The organism is Candidatus Cybelea sp., assembly GCA_036489315.1.
Classification (GTDB): domain Bacteria; phylum Vulcanimicrobiota; class Vulcanimicrobiia; order Vulcanimicrobiales; family Vulcanimicrobiaceae; genus Cybelea.
The window spans coordinates 65,176-83,394 of the sequence record DASXFZ010000029.1; the positions used below are offsets into that span (position 1 = coordinate 65,176).

Here is an 18,219-nt window from a genome sequence, read left to right on the forward strand (position 1 = left end):
CGAGCTCGTGCAACCCGCTTGCTCTCAGCCGAACCTGTGAATGTCTGGGGTAAAGTTTCCCGTTAGAATGAGATTGGCGATATCGATTGCGCTCGTCGCGCTGCTGACGATGGGTTGCGGCGCTGGCCGAGGGCATCGCGGACGTTCTGCCTCGCCGGGACCGGCCAGCGTGCCGACGCAGACCGCGGCTCCGGCGACGGTCCACCCGACGGTGCAGATTGCCGGCATCGTCGCGCCCTACCAAAACGTCGCGATCTCGAGCGCCCTTTCAGAGCCGACCGATTCCGTCAGCGTCATCCAGGGCGATATCGTCCGGCGCGGCAAGATCCTCGCGCTGCTCGACACGACGGATCTGCGCGCGAGCTTCACGGCCGCGGAGCGCAGCGCGGAGTCTTCGGTTGCGCGAGTCTCGCAAACGCAGTATCAGGCCCAGCTCAATATCGGCCAGGGCGGCGACCAGGTACGCAACGCCACGGCGGCGCTCCAGCAAGCCCAACAGACCCTCGCCCTCGACCAAAAGAACTTGACGCGCTTTCAAACGCTCGAAAACAGCGGATACGTCTCGCAGCAGCAAGTCGACCAGCAGCGCACGACCGTTCACAACGATCAGCAGCAGGTGCTCTCGGCGCAAGCGTCGCTGCAGTCCGCTTCGCTCAACGCGAAGGTCAACGGCAGCTATCAGCAAGGGCTTCAGGCCGCGAACGTCGCGTCGGCGCAGGCCGACGCGGCCTCCGCGCAAGCGCAGGCCGCGCAAATTCAAGCGCAGATCGACAAGGCGCAGATAATTTCCCCGGTCGACGGCGTCGTTGTGAACCGGAATCTCAACCCGGGCGAATATCCCGGTTCACGCACGATCTTTACGGTCCAGCAGCTCAACCCGGTCTATGCCGAGCTCAACGCGTCCTCCGAGGACGTCTTTCGGATACGGCGCGGTGCCGCGGTCTCGGTCACCGTCGCTGGGGTCAATGCCGCGCCGTATCGCGGCCGGATCAACGCGGTACTCGGACAAGTACAGCCGGGATCGACGAACTTCACCGTCGAGGCGATCCTTTCGAATCCGGAATACCGCCTCAAATCGGGCATGGCGGTTACCGGCACGGTTGACCTCCCCGCCGTGACGGGAATCGGCGTTCCGGCGACGGCGTTTCTCGACGACGCGCACGACAGCCTCATGCTCGTTGCGCCGGACGGAACCGCGAAGCTTACGAAGGTTGCCGAACGCGGCAGCGACGGCAAAACATCGGTCGTAACCGGTGTTCCCGCGGGATCGAAGGTGATCTCGAACGGGCAGCTCGGCATTACGTCGGGGCAGCAAATAGCGGGCGAATCCCCCGAACCGTAGGTTTGCGCGATGTGGCCGACTCGTCTCTTCGTTTCTCGGCCGGCGCTGGTGTTCGTCGCGCTCGCGCTCATCGCGGTGGCCGGCGGGATCGCGCTGACGACGATCGTGCAGCAGCAGTTTCCCAACATCGATTTCCCGACGATCAGCGTGCGCGCGAGTTATCCCGGCGGATCGACGACGCAGATCCGCGACGCGATCGTACGGCCGATCGAAGATGCGATTGCCGGAGCTCCGGACCTCGACCACATCAACGCGACCGTTCAGCAGGGGCAGGCGACGATCTCGGCAGTCTTTTCGCTGACCTCCAACAAAACGACCGATCTCGTTCAGGTCCAGCGGCGGCTGCTCGTCGCGCAATCGCAGCTGCCCAGCGATATGCCGGCGCCCACGGTCGGCACCTTCGATCCGGCGCAGGCCACGATCGTCACGCTCGGCGTGAGCTCGCGCTCTCTTTCGCCGGGCGCGCTCTCGGCGATCGTCACCAACAACATCGTCCCCGACCTCGAACAAGTCGACGGCATCTCCAATGTAAACGTCGGCGGCTCGGTGACCCCGGCAATCGAGGTCTCGGTTAATCCCAATACGCTGACTTCGTCGGGGCTGACGCTCAACGACATCGTCAGCACGATCTCGCTCAATAACCTGCGCGAACCCGGCGGCATCGCCTACCTCCCGAACCGCGAGACGACGATCGACGTCCGCGGTGACGTTCGCAACGCGCAGACGGTCGCAAACCTTCCGGTGTTCGGAGCGTCGCCCTTTACCTCGACATTTGGAAATGCATCGTATAACGAGCCCGCTATTCCGGGCGCCCCAGGCGCCCCGGTGAGCTCGTCGAGTTCGCAAAGGAGTGCGGGGGCGGCCGCCGCGTTGCCGACGCCGGCCGCGCAGACGAACAATACTTCGGCGGCAAGCAATGCGGCAGCGCCCGCAACCGCGGCTCCGCTTGCGAACGCGTCGCCTGCGCCGTCGCCGTTATCGTCGACGGCGCCGACGCCGGGGACCGCGGTAACCTTCGCGACACCGACACCGCTGGCCGTACCCTCACCAGCCGCGACGTTCAATCCCGTCGTGGCGCAGGCGATCCTTCAAACGACCGCGACGACGGCGCCGAGCGCCGCACCGGGTTCGCAGCAGAACGCGAGCACGCCCGCAGGATCGGGCGGAGGCGGCTATGGCGGACCGTCGCTTTCGAGCGTGAATCCGTGGACCGCTACGGCGCGCGTCATCCGCGTCGGCGACGTCGCAGCGGTTACGGACTCGTACGAGCCGCAGCGGCAGTACAGCTACGTCGGTACGGTGCCGACGATCTCGCTGAGCGTCCAGAAATCAACCGGAGCCAGCGAAGTAACCGCCGCGCAGAACGTGATGAAGGCGTTGCCGGGAATCGAAGGCTCCTTCCCGGCACTCGACTTTAAGCTCCTCAACGATCAGGCGACCTACACAAAGCAACAGATTTGGGGTGTCTTTCATACGCTGATCGAGGCGGTCGCGATCACGGCGCTCGTCATGCTGTTCTTTCTGCGGTCGTGGCGCAACTCGATCGTCGTCCTCATCGCAATTCCGGCTTCGCTGTGCGTGACGCTGGCCGCGATGAAAGCCGTCAACTTCACGATCGACACCGTTTCGCTGCTTGCAATGACCTTGATCATCGGGATCTTGGTCGACGATTCGATCGTCGTGCTCGAGAACGTCGAGCGGCATTACGATAACGGCGAGGCCCCGCGTGAAGCGGCGATCAAAGGGCGGACGCAGATCGGCTCCGCTGCCGTGGTGATCACGCTCGTCGACGTCGTCGTCTTTCTTCCGATTGCATTTCTTCCGGGTACCGTCGGCAAGTTTCTTTCCGAGTTCGCGCTGGTCGTGGTCGTCGCGACGCTTACCTCGCTCTGCATCTCATTTACGATAACGCCGGCCTTGGCCGGCAACTGGTCGCTGCTGTCGAACTGGCAGGCGCCCAAACCGATCGAGCGTTTTGCCGAGGGCTTCGAAAATTTGCGCCAGTGGTATTCGCGGCGGGCGTTGCCGTGGGCGCTGGATCGTCCGGTGGCGATCGTCGTCGTCTCCGCCGTCGCGGTCGTGTTCTCGATTCTGCTGGTACCGCTGGGGGCCGTCGGCTTCGAGTTCATGCCCCCAATCGATCGCGGTGAGATCTTCGTCCAGGCAACCTATCCGACCGGCACGCCGCTGACGACGGTTAACGCGGCGATTGGGCAGATGGCCGCGCGCTTCCAAAAGCTGCCCGACGTCGCGTCGCAGACGGCGCTCGCCGGCGGAACGCAATCGAATTTCGGCGGCCTCCTCGTTCAAGGCTCCGTCGGCCAGATTCACGTCTTCTTGAAACCGGATCGTAAAAAGTCGACGAGCTACTGGGCACCGGTGCTCGGACGCATCGCGGGCGAAGTCGCATCCGGGGCGCGCGTCGTCGCCATCCCGGCCACCGGCACCGGCGGGGGGAACTCTCAGCCGATCGACTATCTGATTACGTCGACGCGCGACAGCCCCGAAGTCTACGCCGCGAAGGTCGCGCAAGCGCTGCGCGAGACGCCGGGCACCGCGAACGTCAACAGCTCCGCACAGCAGCTCGCGCCGCAGGTCGACATCGAATTCGATCGGGACCGGGCGCGCGTCTTGGGCGTGAATATCGGCCAAGCCGCGGCGGCGATCCGCGCAGCATTCGGCGGGACGCTCGCCACCCAGTTCAACACTTCTCGCGGCACGAAATACGTGCAGGTGCTCTACCCGCGTGCCTTCCAGACGAGCCTGACGACCGTCGCCGAGATTCCAGTCAGATCGCTCGGCGGATCGATCGTGCACGTCGGTGACGTGGCGCACTTCGTCGAGGATCCTTCCGAGCCGCTGCTGACGCGCGTCAATCGCGAGACGGTCGTTCACGTCCAGTCGAATCTCGCGGCCGGCGCGACGCAGTCGATCGTCCAGAAAGCATTTCTGACGCGCCTGGCAGCCCTGCACCTGCCTTCGTCGGTTTTGGTAAAGGCCAACGTGGGCGGCCAGCAGCAGAATCTCTCCGATACGGTGCGCGGAATGGGCTCGGCGCTGGTCCTCTCGCTGCTGCTGGTCTATCTGCTGATGGTCGCGCTGTACGACAGCTATCGTCTTCCCTTCATCATCATGTTCGCCGTGCCGGTAGCGGCGGTCGGTGCGCTGACCTCGCTTGCGCTCACGCATCAGGCGCTCAATCTCTTTTCGCTCATCGGAACGGTGCTGCTCGTCGGCCTGGCTTCCAAAAACGGCATTCTGCTCGTCGACTTCGCCCACCACATGGTCGAGCGAGGGATGAGCCGGAGCGATGCGATGATCGAGGCTGCGCGCGAACGCTTTCGCCCGATCGTCATGACGACGTGTGCGATGATCGCCGGTATGACCCCCATCGCGCTCGCGCTCGATGCGGGCGCGGCGCAGCGCCAGGCGCTGGGCATCGTCGTAATCGGCGGCCTGATCAGCTCCCTCTTGCTGACGCTCGTCCTCGTCCCGGTGATGTTCATGTGGCTCGGGCCGCGCTCGCACGGCGAGCGGGCGGCAGTCGCCCCGGCCGCACCGCCGATGCCGGCGGCGGTGAAATAGCTTATGTGGCTGACCGATCTCTTCGTTCGCAGGCCGACGCTCGTCACGGTCTTTCTCTCGCTGGTGCTGCTTGCGGGCACGATCGCCGGCTTCAACTTGGTAAAACAGCAGCTTCCGAATTACGACGTGCCCTCGATCCAAGTGCAGCTGACGTACTCGGGAGCCTCGACGACGGAGATGCGCGATGCGATCGTTCGTCCGCTCGAGGATCAGATCGCGGGGGCGCCCGACCTTAGTTACATCGAAACGTCGATTCAGCCCGGGCAGGCCTCGATCGTCGCCGTCTTCTCCTTGACCTCCGATCAGAATACGGATCTCGTTCAGGTGCAGGGGCGCGTGCAGAACTCGTTGCACCAGCTGCCGAGCGATCTTCCGACGCCGCAAATCTCGATCTACAACCCGAGCGAGGCGGTCGTCGTCTCACTGAGTGCTTCTTCGTCGACGCTCTCGCTGGGCGACCTTTCATCGATCGTGACCAATACGATCGTTCCGTCGATCGAACAAGTCCCCGGCGTCTCGTTCGTTCAGGAGAACGGCGCCGTCACGGCGTCGATACAGGTTAACGTCAATCCGCGGGCGCTGCAGTCCTCCGGCTTCACGCTGACCGACGTGATCAACGCGGTCGCGAACAATAACGTACGCGCTCCCGGCGGCATCGTGTACCAGCCGAACCGAGAGACGAACCTCGACATTCGCGGCGACATCACCGACGTGCCCTCGGTCGCGGGGCTGCTGCTCGGGAACACGACGACCTCGCCCGCCGGATCGGCGGAAAGCACGGTCTATCCGTGGACGGCTGCGCCGCGGCTCTACCGGATCGGCGACATCGCAAACGTGAAGGACGCCTACGAAACGCAGCGCGTCTATGCCTACACAAACGCAAAGCCCACCGTCGAGCTCGACGTCCAGAAGGCCGCCGGCGCGAGCGAGGTCGCTGCGTCCAACGCGGTGCTCGCCCAGCTTCCCGCACTGCGGGCGCAGTATCCGGATATCAATTTTTCGGTTTTGAGCGTTCAGTCGACGTACACGAAGGAGCTGCTCTCCGGCGTCACGCGGACGCTGATCGAGGGCATCCTCTTCACGGCGATCGTGATGCTGTTTTTCCTGCGCTCTTGGCGCAACGCGATCGTCGTCATGATCTCCGTGCCGGCCTCGTTCCTCGTCACGCTGGCCGCGATGCGCCTCGTCGGCTTTACGCTCGACACCGTATCGCTGCTGGCGATGACGCTGATGATCGGCATCCTCGTCGACGACTCGATCGTCGTCTTGGAGAATATCGAACGGCATCACGCCGAGGGCGAGGCGCCCAGAGCGGCTGCGGTCAACGGCCTGACGCAGATCGGCGTTGCGACGATCGTCATTACGCTGGTAATCGTCGTCGTCTTTGCGCCGATTTCGTTCCTCCCCGGTTCCGTCGGCCTCTTCTTGCGCGAGTTCGGCCTCGTCGTTACGGTCGCGACGCTGACGTCGCTCTTCGTATCCTTTGCGGTCACGCCGGCGCTGGCCGGGCGCTGGGCGCTGTATTCGCGCTGGAAACCGTGGAAAATCGTCGATCGATTCGGCCGCGGCTTCGAGAACGTTCGGCAATGGTATACGCGGCGCGCGCTTCCGTGGGGGCTCGAGCACCGCTCGGCCGTCGTGTGGATCTCGTTCGTGAGCCTGGTTCTCGCGTTGCTGTTGATACCGCTTGGGATCGTCGGTTTCGAATACATGCCGCCGGTCGACCGCGGTGAGATCTTCGTCAACATCGAGTTCCCGACGGGAACGCCGCTGACGCAGACGCAGCAGGCCGTGCTTAAGGCCGAACGCGTTATCGACGGCATCGCGGATATGCAGTCCGAGACCACAATGGCGGGCGCCTATCAGGGGCAGGTCAGCGGCTACATCAATAACGGCGCAATCGGACAGATCCACCTCTTCCTGCGCGATCGGCGGGGGCACTCGACCGAGTATTGGTCCGACTACCTGCGCTCGAAGATCGGCGGGCTTTTGCCCGGCGCCAACGTCGTCGCGGTTCCGGCGACCGATCCGTCCGGCGGCATCGCCCAGCCGATCGCCTACGTCGTTTCGAGCCTAACCGCGGATCCTTCACAGGCGGCGGCGCGTGCGTATTCCGCGCTGGCGGCGACGCCGGGAACCGTCGACGCGACGACGTCGCTCACGAACGAGGCGCCGCAAGTCGAGGTCGAGTTCGACCGCAACAACGCGCGCGCACTCGACGCAAGCATCGGCACGGCGTCGACGGCCGTGCGTGCCGCGTTCGGCGGCGATACGGCAACGCAGTTCACCGGTGCCCAGGGGCTCAAAGACGTACAAGTGATCTACCCGCCGGCCGATCTGCGCTCGCTGGGTCAGATCTCGGCGATTCCGATACGCGCGAACAACGGCTCGATCGTGCGCGTCGGCGACATCATTACGCTGGTCGGCGCGCCGGCGCCGCCGCTGATCATGCGGATCGACCGGCGCAACGTCGTGCTGATCGGGGCGAACGTCGCTCCCGGCGCGACGCTTTCAAACGTCGAGCGAGCCTTCGAGAAGCGGCTGCGGCAGCTCGATCTGCCAAAAAGCATCGTCGTTACGCCGGTCGCCGGCGGTAATCAGGAGAGCGTGCACGATACCGCGACCGAGATGGCCGTCTCGCTGGCGCTCTCGATCTTGCTGGTCTACCTACTGATGGTCGCGCTCTACAACGGCTACGTGACGCCGTTCATCATCATGTTCACGGTTCCGGTCGCGGTGGTCGGCGCGCTCGGCGCGCTTGCGCTCACCCACCAGACGCTCAATCTCTTCTCGATGATCGGCGCGATCCTGCTCGTCGGCTTGGTGTCGAAGAACGGCATTCTGCTCGTCGACTTCGCCAATCAGCTGCGCGAACGCGGGCTTACCAAGCTCGAAGCGATCGAGGAGAGCGCGCACGCGAGATTTCGGCCGATCGTCATGACGACGATCGCGATGATCGCCGGGATGCTGCCCCTGGCGCTCGCGCTCGATCCGGGGTCGCAGGCCGAGCGTCCGCTGGGCATCGTCGTGATCGGCGGCCTCTCGAGCTCGCTGGTTCTGACGCTGCTGCTTATTCCGATTATGTATCTACGCTTTGCGCCGCAGCATTTTCGCTCGTCCTCGCTCAACGGCGAAGCCGATTCGCATCAGATCGAGCTGCCGATGCCGCTGCCGGCCGCCGGCGAAACCGACTGACGCCGCAGCGCGCCGCGCGCTTTGGCCTTCGCGTTCTCCGTCTCCCGATCGCGCGCTGGAGCGTGCGTTACCAGTGAGTCGAGCAGTTCCGTCGCCGCAGTGGTGACGCGCTCGACGGCTCGCTCGAACGCGGCCTCGTTGGCTTTCGACGGGCGCGCGAATCCGCTCAGCTTGCGGACGAACTGCACCGCCGAAGCGCGGATCTCGGCGTCGGTCGCCGGCGGCTCGAAGTTATGCAGGGTCTTGATATTGCGGCACACGTTGCTCTCCAGGATCGGGATTTTACGGGGCGCTTTTCTGCCATTCCGAGGCTTCTACGCCGCTCAACGACAGCAGCTGCCCGCAAAGGGTTTCGACCGCACGATCGTTGGCTTTGGGCGAATAGATGGCGGCGCGCAGGCTGATGAAGCCGTCGTCGGTGCGCCGGTGTTCGATCGATTGCAGGCCGATCGTCGAGCCGCCGGCGGCGTCGAGGATTGCGCTTGCGGCTGCGTCCTGGCTCTCAGGGCGGCAAAGCGCCGATAGCTTGTACCTCGTTTCGGCGGCCTGCCGGGCGTGGGCGCGCGCGTCGATTGCGTCGGCGACCGGTTGAAAGACGCAGTTGAGCAAAATGATGGCGGCCGCTCCGGCGAAGGCTTCCGCCCAGAGGCCGAAACCGGCGAGTGCTCCGACCGCGGCCGTGGCCCACATCGTCGCGGCCGTGTTGAGCCCCGAGACGTTCGCCCCCGTGCGCAGGATGACGCCCCCGGCGATGAAGCCGACACCGGTGACGACGCCGGCGACGATACGGGTCCTGTCGCCCGCGCCCATGACGATGTCGAGCAGCGTAAAGAGCGCGGCGCCGATGGCCACGAGGCTGGTCGTATGCAGGCCGGCAGACCGCTGACGCCACTGACGCTCGAAGCCGATGAAGGCGCCCAAGAGCGCGGCGATACCGAGTCTCACGAAGAGCTCGAGCGGGGTAATGTGCGACAGCGAGGCGCTCACCGGACCACCATCGGGGCGTCGATTCGCCGGACGAGCCGCAGATTCAGCCGGCAGGCACCCTGCGAGCGCAAATCGTAAGGCGGCGCATGGAACGCTGGCCAACGCTTCGCTACGACGATTGGAAAGAGAGCCTGGCGACGCTCCACCTATGGACGCAGATCGTCGGCAAGATCCGTCTGCGGCTGACGCCGCCGATCAATCAGTGGTGGAACGTTGCCCTCTACGTGACCCCGAGCGGGCTTACGACCGCGGCGATGCCCTACGGTGACGGGCGTTCCTTCGCGATTACCTTTGATTTTTTGCAACACCGGCTCCAGCTCGACGGCTGCGACGGCGAGCACGCCGGATTTGCGCTCGAGCCGATGACGGTTGCTGCATTCTACGAACGGCTGATGGACGAGCTGCGGGCGCTCGATTTCTCCGTGCGGATCGATACGATGCCCAGCGAGATCGCCGGCGCGATCGCGTTCGAGCGCGACACCATTCACGGGTCCTACGATGCGCCTTATGTGGAGCGCTTCTTCCGGGCACTGCTGCAGGCCGATCGCCTCTGCAAGATTTTCCGCGCCGGCTTTATCGGCAAGGCCAGCCCCGTGCATTTCTTCTGGGGAAGCTTCGATTTGTCGGCGACTCGCTTCTCCGGACGCCGCGCACCCCTGCATCCCAGCGTTCCGAACTTGCCCGACTTTGTGACGCGCGAAGCGTATTCGCACGAAGAGTACAGCGTCGGGTTTTGGCCGGGCGGGCCAGGAATCGAAGCCTCGTTTTATGCCTACGCCTATCCCGAGCCCAACGGTTTCGCCGATGCCGCCGTCGCGACGCCCGGAGTCTGGAACGGCGCGATGCGCGAGTTTTTGCTGCCGTACGAGAGCGCGCGAGCTTCGCCGGATCCCGATCGCATTGTCCTGGGCTTCTTCGAGTCGACCTACGAAGCTGCGGCAAATCTCGGCCATTGGGATCGCGCCTCTCTCGAGCGCGTCGCCGGCTAATACGCTAGAGTTTGGCCGGCAGAAAACTCGAAACGGTGAAGCCCGCTCCATTGCTTACGACGCCGACGCCCCCGTCTTCGTCGGTACGGTAGATGCGCGCGCCGAATCGGCGTAGCGTCTCCAGGGTCGACGCTGCGGGATGCCCGAAGAGGTTGTGCCGCCCGACCGAGACGATCGCAACCCGCGGAGCCACCGCCGCGATGAACGCCGGCGACGATCCATAGGCCGAGCCATGGTGGCCGACCTTGAGCACGCCGGCGCGCAAATCGATTCCTTCGCGCAGAAACCGCTGCTCCGCTTCAGTTCCGGCATCGCCGGTAAAGAGCATGTGAAACCCACGATAGTCGAGCACGAACGCCAGCGAGTTGCTGTTGATCGCGTTGCCTCCGCCGATGAAGGGCAAGGAAGGGCCGATGAACCTCAGCGTAACGCCGTCGTCGGTCTGCCAGCGTAGACCGGCGCGCGGGTAAAAAATCGGCACGCCCGCCCCGCGGGCGGTCGCGATCGCGTCGCGATACGCGTGGCCGCTGTAGCTCTGGCCGCCGTCGTCGAACGCAGCGACGCCTATCCGGCGAAGTACCGGCGCGACGCCGCCCGCGTGATCGCCGTGCGGGTGCGACAGAATCAGTGCGTCGAGCCGGTGTATCCCCTGTCGTAAGAGGAACGGCACGACCGTCCGTTCGCCGACGCGTTCGGCGACCGAATCGCCGTTACGCGAGCCTCGTTCGAGGCGTCCGCCGGCGTCGACCAGGAGCGCGTGGCCGCGCGGCGTTTGAATCACGATTCCGTCGGCCTGTCCCACGTCGAGGACCGTTATGCGCAGACGTCCGTCGAACGTCTGCGGCGGCCAGAGTACGAAGCCGGTTGCAAGCGCAAGCGCGGCGGCCGCCGGCGTGCGTGCGCCTTTGTTCCAAAGCGCGGGCGCCGCGAGCAGCGCGACGTCGTAGAACGCAATGCACCACGCCGGCGCCGGTGTCATCGGCAGCACGGAGTATGGTGCTCCGGCGACGGTCTGCACGACGCCGAGCATCCACGCGAGCAGCCATGAGTTGAGGTTCGCGCACGCAGCGGCTAACGGTTCGCACCAGCTCAGCGCGAGCTGCCCCGCGCCCAACGCCATCGTCAGGGCGACGCAGGGAACCACCGCGAGGTTTGCCGCGACGGCGTAGGGCGCAAACTGCAAAAAGACGGCCGCGCCGAGCGGCCACGTTCCGAGCTGGGTCGCCAGCGTGAGCATCAGCCCTTCACGTACGCGCGCAGGTAAGGCGACGTGCGCTTCGATCGCGCGCTCGATTGGGGTCGCGCAGGCGAAGATGGCGCCGACGCAAGAGAATGAAAGCGCAAACGACGCGCTGGCGACGCTCTGGGGGCGCAAGTACGCGACGACGATCGCGGCGCCGGCGAGCGAGTTGAATGAAAACGTCGCGCGGCCGCAAGCGCGTGCAATCAGCGCAAGCGATGCCATCGTGGCGGCGCGCTCGGCGGGCAGCTGCGCTCCACTCCACCAGACGAAAGCCCACGCAAGCGCGATGGCGAGCGCGCAGGTCGACCAGCGCGGCAGCGCGGCCAGCGAAAGCAGGAGCAGGCAGAGTGCGGTCACCGCGCCCACGTGCAGACCGGCGGTGACCAACACGTGTACGGTGCCGGTCTCTTGAAACTCGCTGCGCAAGAGCGGCGGCAGCGCCGAGCGTTCTCCCCACAGCTCGCCCGCAAGCACCGAAGCCGCCGGTTCGCCGAGACGCTCCCGCAATCGCTCGTGTGCCCACAGGTGCAATTGCGCCAGAGCGATCGCCGCACTCCAGTGCGAGCCGGAGGAGGAGAGGATCTCGGCTTCGTCGAGCCGTCCGTCGACGCCACGGTCGTGCTCGATCGCGCGTTCGCTCGGCTCGCCGGGATTTCGTGCATCGTCGAACGGCGCGAGCCGGCCTCGCACGATCAGCTGCGCTCCGGGAGTTCGTGCCTCAGAACGCAGGCGGCCGAGCACGATCGTACCGTCGTCGAGCGCGAGCGTCATTGCCGTCGATCCGTCGTCGGTGACTTCTCGGTCGAGCAGCGTCGCGGCGTACCGGGCCGTGCGGCGTTCCTGCACTATCCGCTCGCCGTTGTGGCGGAGTTGCGCGTTCGACGCGGCGGCGACCAGGGCGAGCAATACGACGACGCGAAAGCGCGGCGACTCGCGGCCAAAACAGAGATAAACGGCCAACGCCGCCAAACCGATTGCCTCCACGGGGCGGAAATCGGCGGAGAGCGGCGTAACGGCTAGCGTTCCTAACAAGGTCGCGACCGAACAGCAAAGGAGTCCCCACGATGGCATCGCCATCCCCCTGCGACGACCCGGCGCGCCGGCTAGTCGGCACAGCGTAACGGAGCGCGACGATGCGCGTTGTGATTACCGGAGGCGCCGGTTTCATCGGGTCGCACATTGCCGACGCGTATCTCGCGGCGGGCCACGACGTGCTGATCGTCGATTCGCTCTGGGAACATGGGGGCGGACGGCGCGCCAACGTTCCCGAGGGCGTCTCATTGGTTCACATGGATATTCGCGACGAGGCGATCGGCCGGATATTCGCCGATTTCGCGCCGGAAGTCGTCAGCCATCACGCCGCCCAGCACTCGGTGGCGATCTCTTCGCGAGATCCCATCTACGACGCGCAAGTCAACGTGGTCGGCCTGCTCAACGTGCTCGAGCACGCGCAGCGGTCGGGTGCGCGAAAGGTGATCTTCGCCTCGAGCGGTGCGAGCTTCGGCACGCCGGACCATTTGCCGATTACCGACGATATGCCGCAGCGCCCGAGCTCGCCCTACGGCATCACGAAGATGGTGGCCGAGCACTACCTGCGTTTCTTCAAGGCCTCCCGGAATCTCGATTTCACCGCCCTTCGGTACGGCAACGTCTACGGGCCGCGCCAAGATCCCAACGGCGAGGCCGGCGTGATCTCGATCTTCATCGGTAAGTTCTTGGCCCACAAGGGGGTGCGCATCGACTGGGACGGCGAGCAGACGCGCGACTACGTGTACGTCGCAGACGTCGCACGCGCGAACCTCGCGGCGCTCGAGCGCGGTTCGGGCGAGTGCTACGTCATCGGAACCAACGTGCAGACCAGCGTGAACGAGATCTATCGCCAGCTCGTTGCGATCAGCGGCTTCGAAGCGCCAGTCGAACACAGCGAGGCGCGCGTCGGAGACGCGCGGGCCGCACAGTTCGACGCCTCGCGAGCGGCCGCGGAGCTCGGGTGGACGCCGTCGACGGCACTGAGCGACGGCATTGCCGCGACGTACGAATACTTCGAGCGATGGAGCGCTTCGCTCTAACCGCGCAGCTGATCGGCTCGACCTCAGCCAAGCTCGAAAAAGTTGCCGCGCTCGCGCAGTACCTGCGCTCGCTCGACGACGCGGATCTCGTCGCGGCGACGCGTTTCTTCACCGGCACGCCGTTTGCGGCACGCGACCGGCGTAAACTCTCCGTAGGCGGCCGAACGATCGTCGAGGCCGCGCGCCGAGTCTGGAATTTCGACGACGCGGCCTTGGAAGCGGCGTACCGCGCGACGGGCGATCTGGGCGCGGCATTGGGTCGTCTCGTCCGTACGCCGCGCGAGGCGACGCTCTTTGCCGATCGCCTGACACCGGCGATGCTCGACGCGTTCTTCGGCGAGATCGCCGGTGCGTCGGGAAAACGTTCGGGACGCCTCCGGGAGGCGGTGCTCGAACGCATCCTGCGCGCATGCGAGGACCCGCAGACCGCAACGTACGTCGTGAAGATCGTCACGGGCGACCTGCGCGTCGGCCTGCGAGAAGGCTTGGTGCTCGAAGCCATCGGCGAGGCGTTCGGTGCAGCTCCCGCGGCCGTTCGCCGGGGGCTGATGGCGGCGGGCGACGTCGGCGCGGTCGCGCTTGCCGCCAAGCACGGAACGCTCGACGAGCTCCGCGTCGAGTACGGTACGCCGATCGGGTTCATGCTCGCCACGCCGATTCCGTACGGCGATAGCTACGGCGATCTCGACGGCGATGCGTGGCTCGTCGAAGATAAATACGACGGGATACGCGCTCAGGCTCACATCCGCGATCGGCAAGCGCGTCTGTACTCGCGCCGGCTCAACGACGTGTCGGCCGCCTATCCGGAACTGATCGATGCACTGGCCGCGATCCAGCACGAGGTCATCCTCGATGGAGAGATCGTCGCGATGCGAGACGGGCGGGTGCTCCCCTTTCGTACGCTGCAGGCGCGGCTGCAGCGCAAAGTCGTCGAGGAGTCGCTGCGTTGCGAGGTTCCGATCTCATACGCCGTTTTCGACGTGCTCGCGTACGACGGCGAACTGCTGATCGACGAACCGCTGATCGCGCGCCGGGAGCGGCTCGCAACGCTCGAGCTGCCGTCCGCGTTCGCGACGATTGCTCCGTACGATCTCGTGCGCGAACCGCCGGCCGCCGAAATCAACGCGCGCTTCGACGCGGCTCGCGCCCGGGGGAACGAAGGCCTCGTGCTCAAGCGCGCGGATGCCCCGTATCTCCCTGGCCGCCGCGGAAAGTGGTGGCTCAAGCTCAAACGCGAGCTGTCGACGCTCGACGCCGTCGTCGTCGCGGTCGAATGGGGGCACGGCAAACGCTCCGGCGTGCTCTCCGACTACACGTTTGCGGTGCGCGGCGACGACGGGCAGCCGGTCGTCATCGGTAAAGCGTACTCGGGATTGACCGACGCGGAGATCGCCGGACTGACGCCCTGGTTTCTCGCTCACCGGATCGCGCCCCAACGGCGTCGAGCGAAGGCGCGAGCGTCGGAGATCCCAGTCGAGCCGGCGATCGTCCTTGAGGTAGCGTTCGACGTCATTGCGCGCAGCGATCTGCACGAAAGCGGTTTCAGCCTGCGCTTTCCGCGGATCGTTCGAATTCGCGACGACAAGCCGCCGGAGGAAATCGACACGCTCGAGCGCGTGCGCGAAATCTACACAGAGATGCTCGCCAGAGAGGGATTCGGATGAGAAGGTGCGCCGCAGGAGCGAGCGAACGCAAGCCCTACTCGACGTAGTCAAAGATATGGAGGTCGCCTATGCCTCTCTCTAAACGACTCGCAGCAGAGCTCATTGGTACGTTTTGGCTGGTTCTCGGCGGCTGCGGCAGCGCCGTACTCGCGGCTGCCTTTCCCAATCTCGGTATCGGATTTGCCGGCGTGGCGCTGGCCTTCGGGCTCACGCTGCTCACGATGGCCTTCGCGATCGGCGGCATTTCGGGGTGTCACATCAATCCCGCCGTGACCGTCGGCCTGTGGGCGGCTCGCCGCTTTCCCGGAAAAGACGTCATTTGGTACATCGTCGCGCAGGTGATCGGCGGCGTCATCGCCGGCGGCGTTCTCTATATCATCGCCAGCGGCCAGGCCGGGTTTACGACGGCGAACGGCTTTGCGTCAAACGGTTACGGCGATCACTCGCCGGGCCACTTCTCACTGCTCGCCTGCGCCGTCTGCGAACTCGTAATGACGGGCATGTTCATCTTCATCATCGCCGGGTCGACGGCCAAGCGCGTTATCGCCGGATTTGCGCCGATTCCGATCGGACTCGCGCTGACGCTCATCCACCTCATCAGCATTCCGGTGACGAACACCTCGGTCAATCCGGCGCGCTCCACCGCCGTCGCGGTCTACGTGGGCGGCTGGGCGATTGCGCAGCTCTGGCTCTTCTGGGTCGCACCGATCGTCGGCGGTGCGATCGGCGGCAAGCTCTACGACTCGCTCTTTGGTTCGGAGGCCTAGACGGCGGAGTCCAGCCGGACTCCCCGGTATTCGCGTGCGCGTGCGTTTTCCGGCCCGCGACACGTCAGCGCAGCGGCGCGGCTAACCGTCGTTTCGACGGTAACGATCGATCTGTGCCGGCGATCGATTACCTCCACTTCGGCACGTTCGTTTTCGAGCCAACGGATGGAGCCCACCGTTAGCGCGTCTCGCTCGACAACGTTGAGTTGCTGATGCGCGAACGCGAGCGCTGCTTGTACCACTGGTGCGAGGCCGATGCGGCCGCGCAGCAGCGAAGGCAGCAGTTCGCCGGCATCGGTGCGCTCAACGAGTTCCGCTGCGAGTTGCGCCGGCACGCGTCCGTAGAGTTCGCCGGTCGGTAAGATCAAGAGGTTGGCCGCGAAACGGTCGCCGCCAAGATGTGTCGTTTCCCATACGCGGTCGGGGCGGATCTGCTGCAACGCTTGCGCGACCGGTCTGCCGCGCAGCGCGCAGCACGCATCGTGCCTGCCGTGCGTGCAGACCAGGTAGAGCGGAGCCGTATCGATTGCGACAGGCCTACGGTGTGGACCCCCGGTTTCAAGTTCCGCGGCGATCTCCGCCAACTCGCGTACGCGCCACCACGTCGTCGTAGCCGGGCTGCTGCGCGTATCGGCGATCGCTACGTCGTAACCGCCGGCCGTTGCGGCGGCGTCGTGTCTGCCTGGAAGCCGAATCGCCTGCAGACGCATGCCCGCATCGGCGGCGGCAGCATCGATGCGGCGCGCCACCTCCGGGTCGCATCGGCTCTCGACTAAGCCGCGCGGTCCCCACCCTCCCGGCTGGTGAACGAGGAGCAGGCGCGTCTGCGGCGGAGCCGTGCCGATCATCGGATCGCCGCGCGTCTCGGCCGCGACGGCACAGCGAAATGCCGAACCGTTCGTCACACGGGGACGAGGACGCCGGCGCGCAGCAGTGTGGCAAGAAGGGCCATTCCCTGCTCGGTGTTGATGCCTGGCAGTTCGGCTGCCGAAACGGAAGAGCCGGACGCTGCCACGCGCGCGGCCTCGCCAAAGACCGCCGGCAACGCAACTTCTCGATCCGGTAACGCTATGACGACCTGCTCGCTGCCGTCGTGCACCAGCACGCGCAGTCCGGGCCGGAGGCGCACGCGTCGCTCCGGGGCGAGTTCGGCCGACGCGGCGATTTGATCGAACGGTGCTATCGCGGCCGGCCGCATTGCCGACGCGAGATATTTCGCGATTCCGCTCGCCGCGGCTTTGCGATCCAAACGGTCGATCGCGGTCCGAAGCGCCGCGATCGTCGCGGCGAAATCTGTTTCAATGGCCTTTTCGTCGCAGAGATTCACACCAATCGGCAGCGACCGGCGTAACTCCGCATCGTAGCAAAGCGACGCGAGCGCATGGTCGGCGAGCATTCGCCGCGTGACGGGATGGACGCCGATGGTCAGGTGGCCCGAAATTTCCTCCAGCGACGTCGCCGCGTGGATGTACCCGCGGGGTAAATACAGCACGTCGCCGCGTTCGAGAACGCGATCGATGAGCGGCGTTTGCGCAGCGCGAGCCTCGACCGCCGCTCGTCGCTCCTGCCACGGCTGATCGCGCAGCGGGGCATTCAGTACCGGCTCGTAAATTCGCCAACGCTTGCGGCCCGCGAACTGCAGCACGAACACGTCGTGAACGTCGTAGTGCGGCGCAAACCCGGCGTTCTGCGGAGGCGTTACGTACGCATTGACCTGGACGGGGTGTCCCAGCTGCGCCGAAAGCTCGCGAGCAAAGGTTTGGATGGGGAACCACGTTCGATGCAACGCTTGCAGCACGAGCGTTGCGCCGGCCTCGAACTCGACGAGCACGCTATCGTCGGCGACTTGATCGGAGATCTCGGCCCCCGCACCGCCGCTGCGCGTAAAGCGGGACGACGATACGAGCTCGCCGTCCCTGCTCATCCGTACGAAGGGCGTGCGCAGCCCTCGCTGCGATACTAGTTCGTCGACCGCACCAAGCGAGAGCAAATCATCGAAGCCGTCGCCGGGAAGCTGCGCCGCCGTTGCAACCAGCGGCGCCGCATCCCAGTACCGCGCGCCGAACTCCTCGAGTTTGAGTCCGGTGATGCGGAATAGCGGGTCAGCGATTGGCTCCGCCGTCAGCGCCCCCGTCGGCACCTCCATCGTGAACCCCCGGTTTACCCGACGCGCCGCCATCGGCCGGCCCTTCGGCGCCGCCGTCGGCACCGCCGTCGTGAACCCCCGGCCTTCCCGAAGCACCGCCGTCGGCCGGCCCTTCGGCTCCGCCGTCGGCACCGCCATCCGCGCCGCCGTCGTGAACTCCCGGCCGCCCGGAAGCACCGCCGTCGGCAGGTCCCTCGCTGCGGAACTGATCGTCTTCAAACATCGCGCGACT

General features: G+C 65.6%; 12 protein-coding genes. 7 read left to right on the plus strand and 5 right to left on the minus strand.

Translation table 11 applies throughout. The features are described from left to right. Nucleotides 1–67: 67 nt before the first annotated feature. From VGG51_07350 to VGG51_07360, 3 genes are read left to right on the plus strand one after another with little or no spacing between them, the layout of a single operon-like run. Nucleotides 68–1,342, plus strand: coding sequence for an efflux RND transporter periplasmic adaptor subunit (locus tag VGG51_07350; GenBank protein HEY1882839.1), 1,275 nt, complete (start codon nucleotides 68–70; stop codon nucleotides 1,340–1,342). Between the two features lie 9 nt (nucleotides 1,343–1,351). Then, the gene (locus VGG51_07355; GenBank protein HEY1882840.1) at nucleotides 1,352–4,927 is read left to right on the plus strand and encodes an efflux RND transporter permease subunit; all 3,576 of its coding nucleotides are present in this window, start codon (nucleotides 1,352–1,354) and stop codon (nucleotides 4,925–4,927) included. Between the two features lie 3 nt (nucleotides 4,928–4,930). After that, nucleotides 4,931–8,122: an efflux RND transporter permease subunit gene (locus tag VGG51_07360; GenBank protein HEY1882841.1), complete on the plus strand. Its 3,192-nt coding sequence runs from the start codon at nucleotides 4,931–4,933 to the stop codon at nucleotides 8,120–8,122. On the opposite strand, the gene VGG51_07365 is transcribed toward VGG51_07360, so the two are convergent. Beyond that, nucleotides 8,074–8,382, minus strand: a complete 309-nt coding sequence (locus VGG51_07365; GenBank protein ID HEY1882842.1) for a DUF2277 domain-containing protein — start codon at nucleotides 8,380–8,382, stop codon at nucleotides 8,074–8,076. The two genes, VGG51_07360 and VGG51_07365, sit on opposite strands and share 49 nt — an antisense overlap. 22 nt (nucleotides 8,383–8,404) lie before the next feature. Continuing rightward, nucleotides 8,405–9,109: an MgtC/SapB family protein gene (locus VGG51_07370; protein ID HEY1882843.1), complete on the minus strand. Its 705-nt coding sequence runs from the start codon at nucleotides 9,107–9,109 to the stop codon at nucleotides 8,405–8,407. 86 nt (nucleotides 9,110–9,195) lie between these two features. Between VGG51_07370 and VGG51_07375 the strand changes: the two genes are divergently transcribed. Beyond that, nucleotides 9,196–10,098 (plus strand): DUF5996 family protein, encoded by a 903-nt coding sequence (locus VGG51_07375; protein HEY1882844.1) that lies wholly within the window; start codon nucleotides 9,196–9,198, stop codon nucleotides 10,096–10,098. A gap of 4 nt (nucleotides 10,099–10,102) precedes the next feature. On the opposite strand, the gene VGG51_07380 is transcribed toward VGG51_07375, so the two are convergent. Further along, nucleotides 10,103–12,418 carry a DNA internalization-related competence protein ComEC/Rec2 gene (locus tag VGG51_07380; protein ID HEY1882845.1) on the minus strand — a complete coding sequence of 772 codons (2,316 nt, stop codon included), beginning with the start codon at nucleotides 12,416–12,418 and terminating at the stop codon, nucleotides 10,103–10,105. A 56-nt stretch (nucleotides 12,419–12,474) separates the two neighbouring features. Here VGG51_07380 and VGG51_07385 point away from each other — a divergent pair, with 56 nt between their 5' ends. The 3 genes from VGG51_07385 to aqpZ all read left to right on the plus strand — a co-directional run bounded on the left by VGG51_07385 (nucleotide 12,475) and on the right by aqpZ (nucleotide 15,841). Further along, nucleotides 12,475–13,410 carry an NAD-dependent epimerase/dehydratase family protein gene (locus VGG51_07385; GenBank protein ID HEY1882846.1) on the plus strand — a complete coding sequence of 312 codons (936 nt, stop codon included), beginning with the start codon at nucleotides 12,475–12,477 and terminating at the stop codon, nucleotides 13,408–13,410. After that, nucleotides 13,392–15,074, plus strand: coding sequence for an ATP-dependent DNA ligase (locus VGG51_07390; protein ID HEY1882847.1), 1,683 nt, complete (start codon nucleotides 13,392–13,394; stop codon nucleotides 15,072–15,074). The genes VGG51_07385 and VGG51_07390 overlap by 19 nt, the downstream gene beginning before the upstream one ends. Before the next feature lie 68 nt (nucleotides 15,075–15,142). Continuing rightward, complete coding sequence (aqpZ, locus tag VGG51_07395; GenBank protein ID HEY1882848.1) at nucleotides 15,143–15,841, plus strand: aquaporin Z; 699 nt, start codon at nucleotides 15,143–15,145, stop codon at nucleotides 15,839–15,841. Here aqpZ and VGG51_07400 read toward each other — a convergent pair. Both VGG51_07400 and VGG51_07405 read right to left on the minus strand, forming a co-directional pair. Further along, entirely contained in the window at nucleotides 15,838–16,746 is a 909-nt protein-coding gene (locus tag VGG51_07400; GenBank protein HEY1882849.1) for a sucrase ferredoxin, read from the minus strand. The genes aqpZ and VGG51_07400 overlap by 4 nt on opposite strands. After that, nucleotides 16,743–18,206: a cupin domain-containing protein gene (locus VGG51_07405; GenBank protein HEY1882850.1), complete on the minus strand. Its 1,464-nt coding sequence runs from the start codon at nucleotides 18,204–18,206 to the stop codon at nucleotides 16,743–16,745. The genes VGG51_07400 and VGG51_07405 overlap by 4 nt, the downstream gene beginning before the upstream one ends. Nucleotides 18,207–18,219 lie beyond the last annotated feature (13 nt).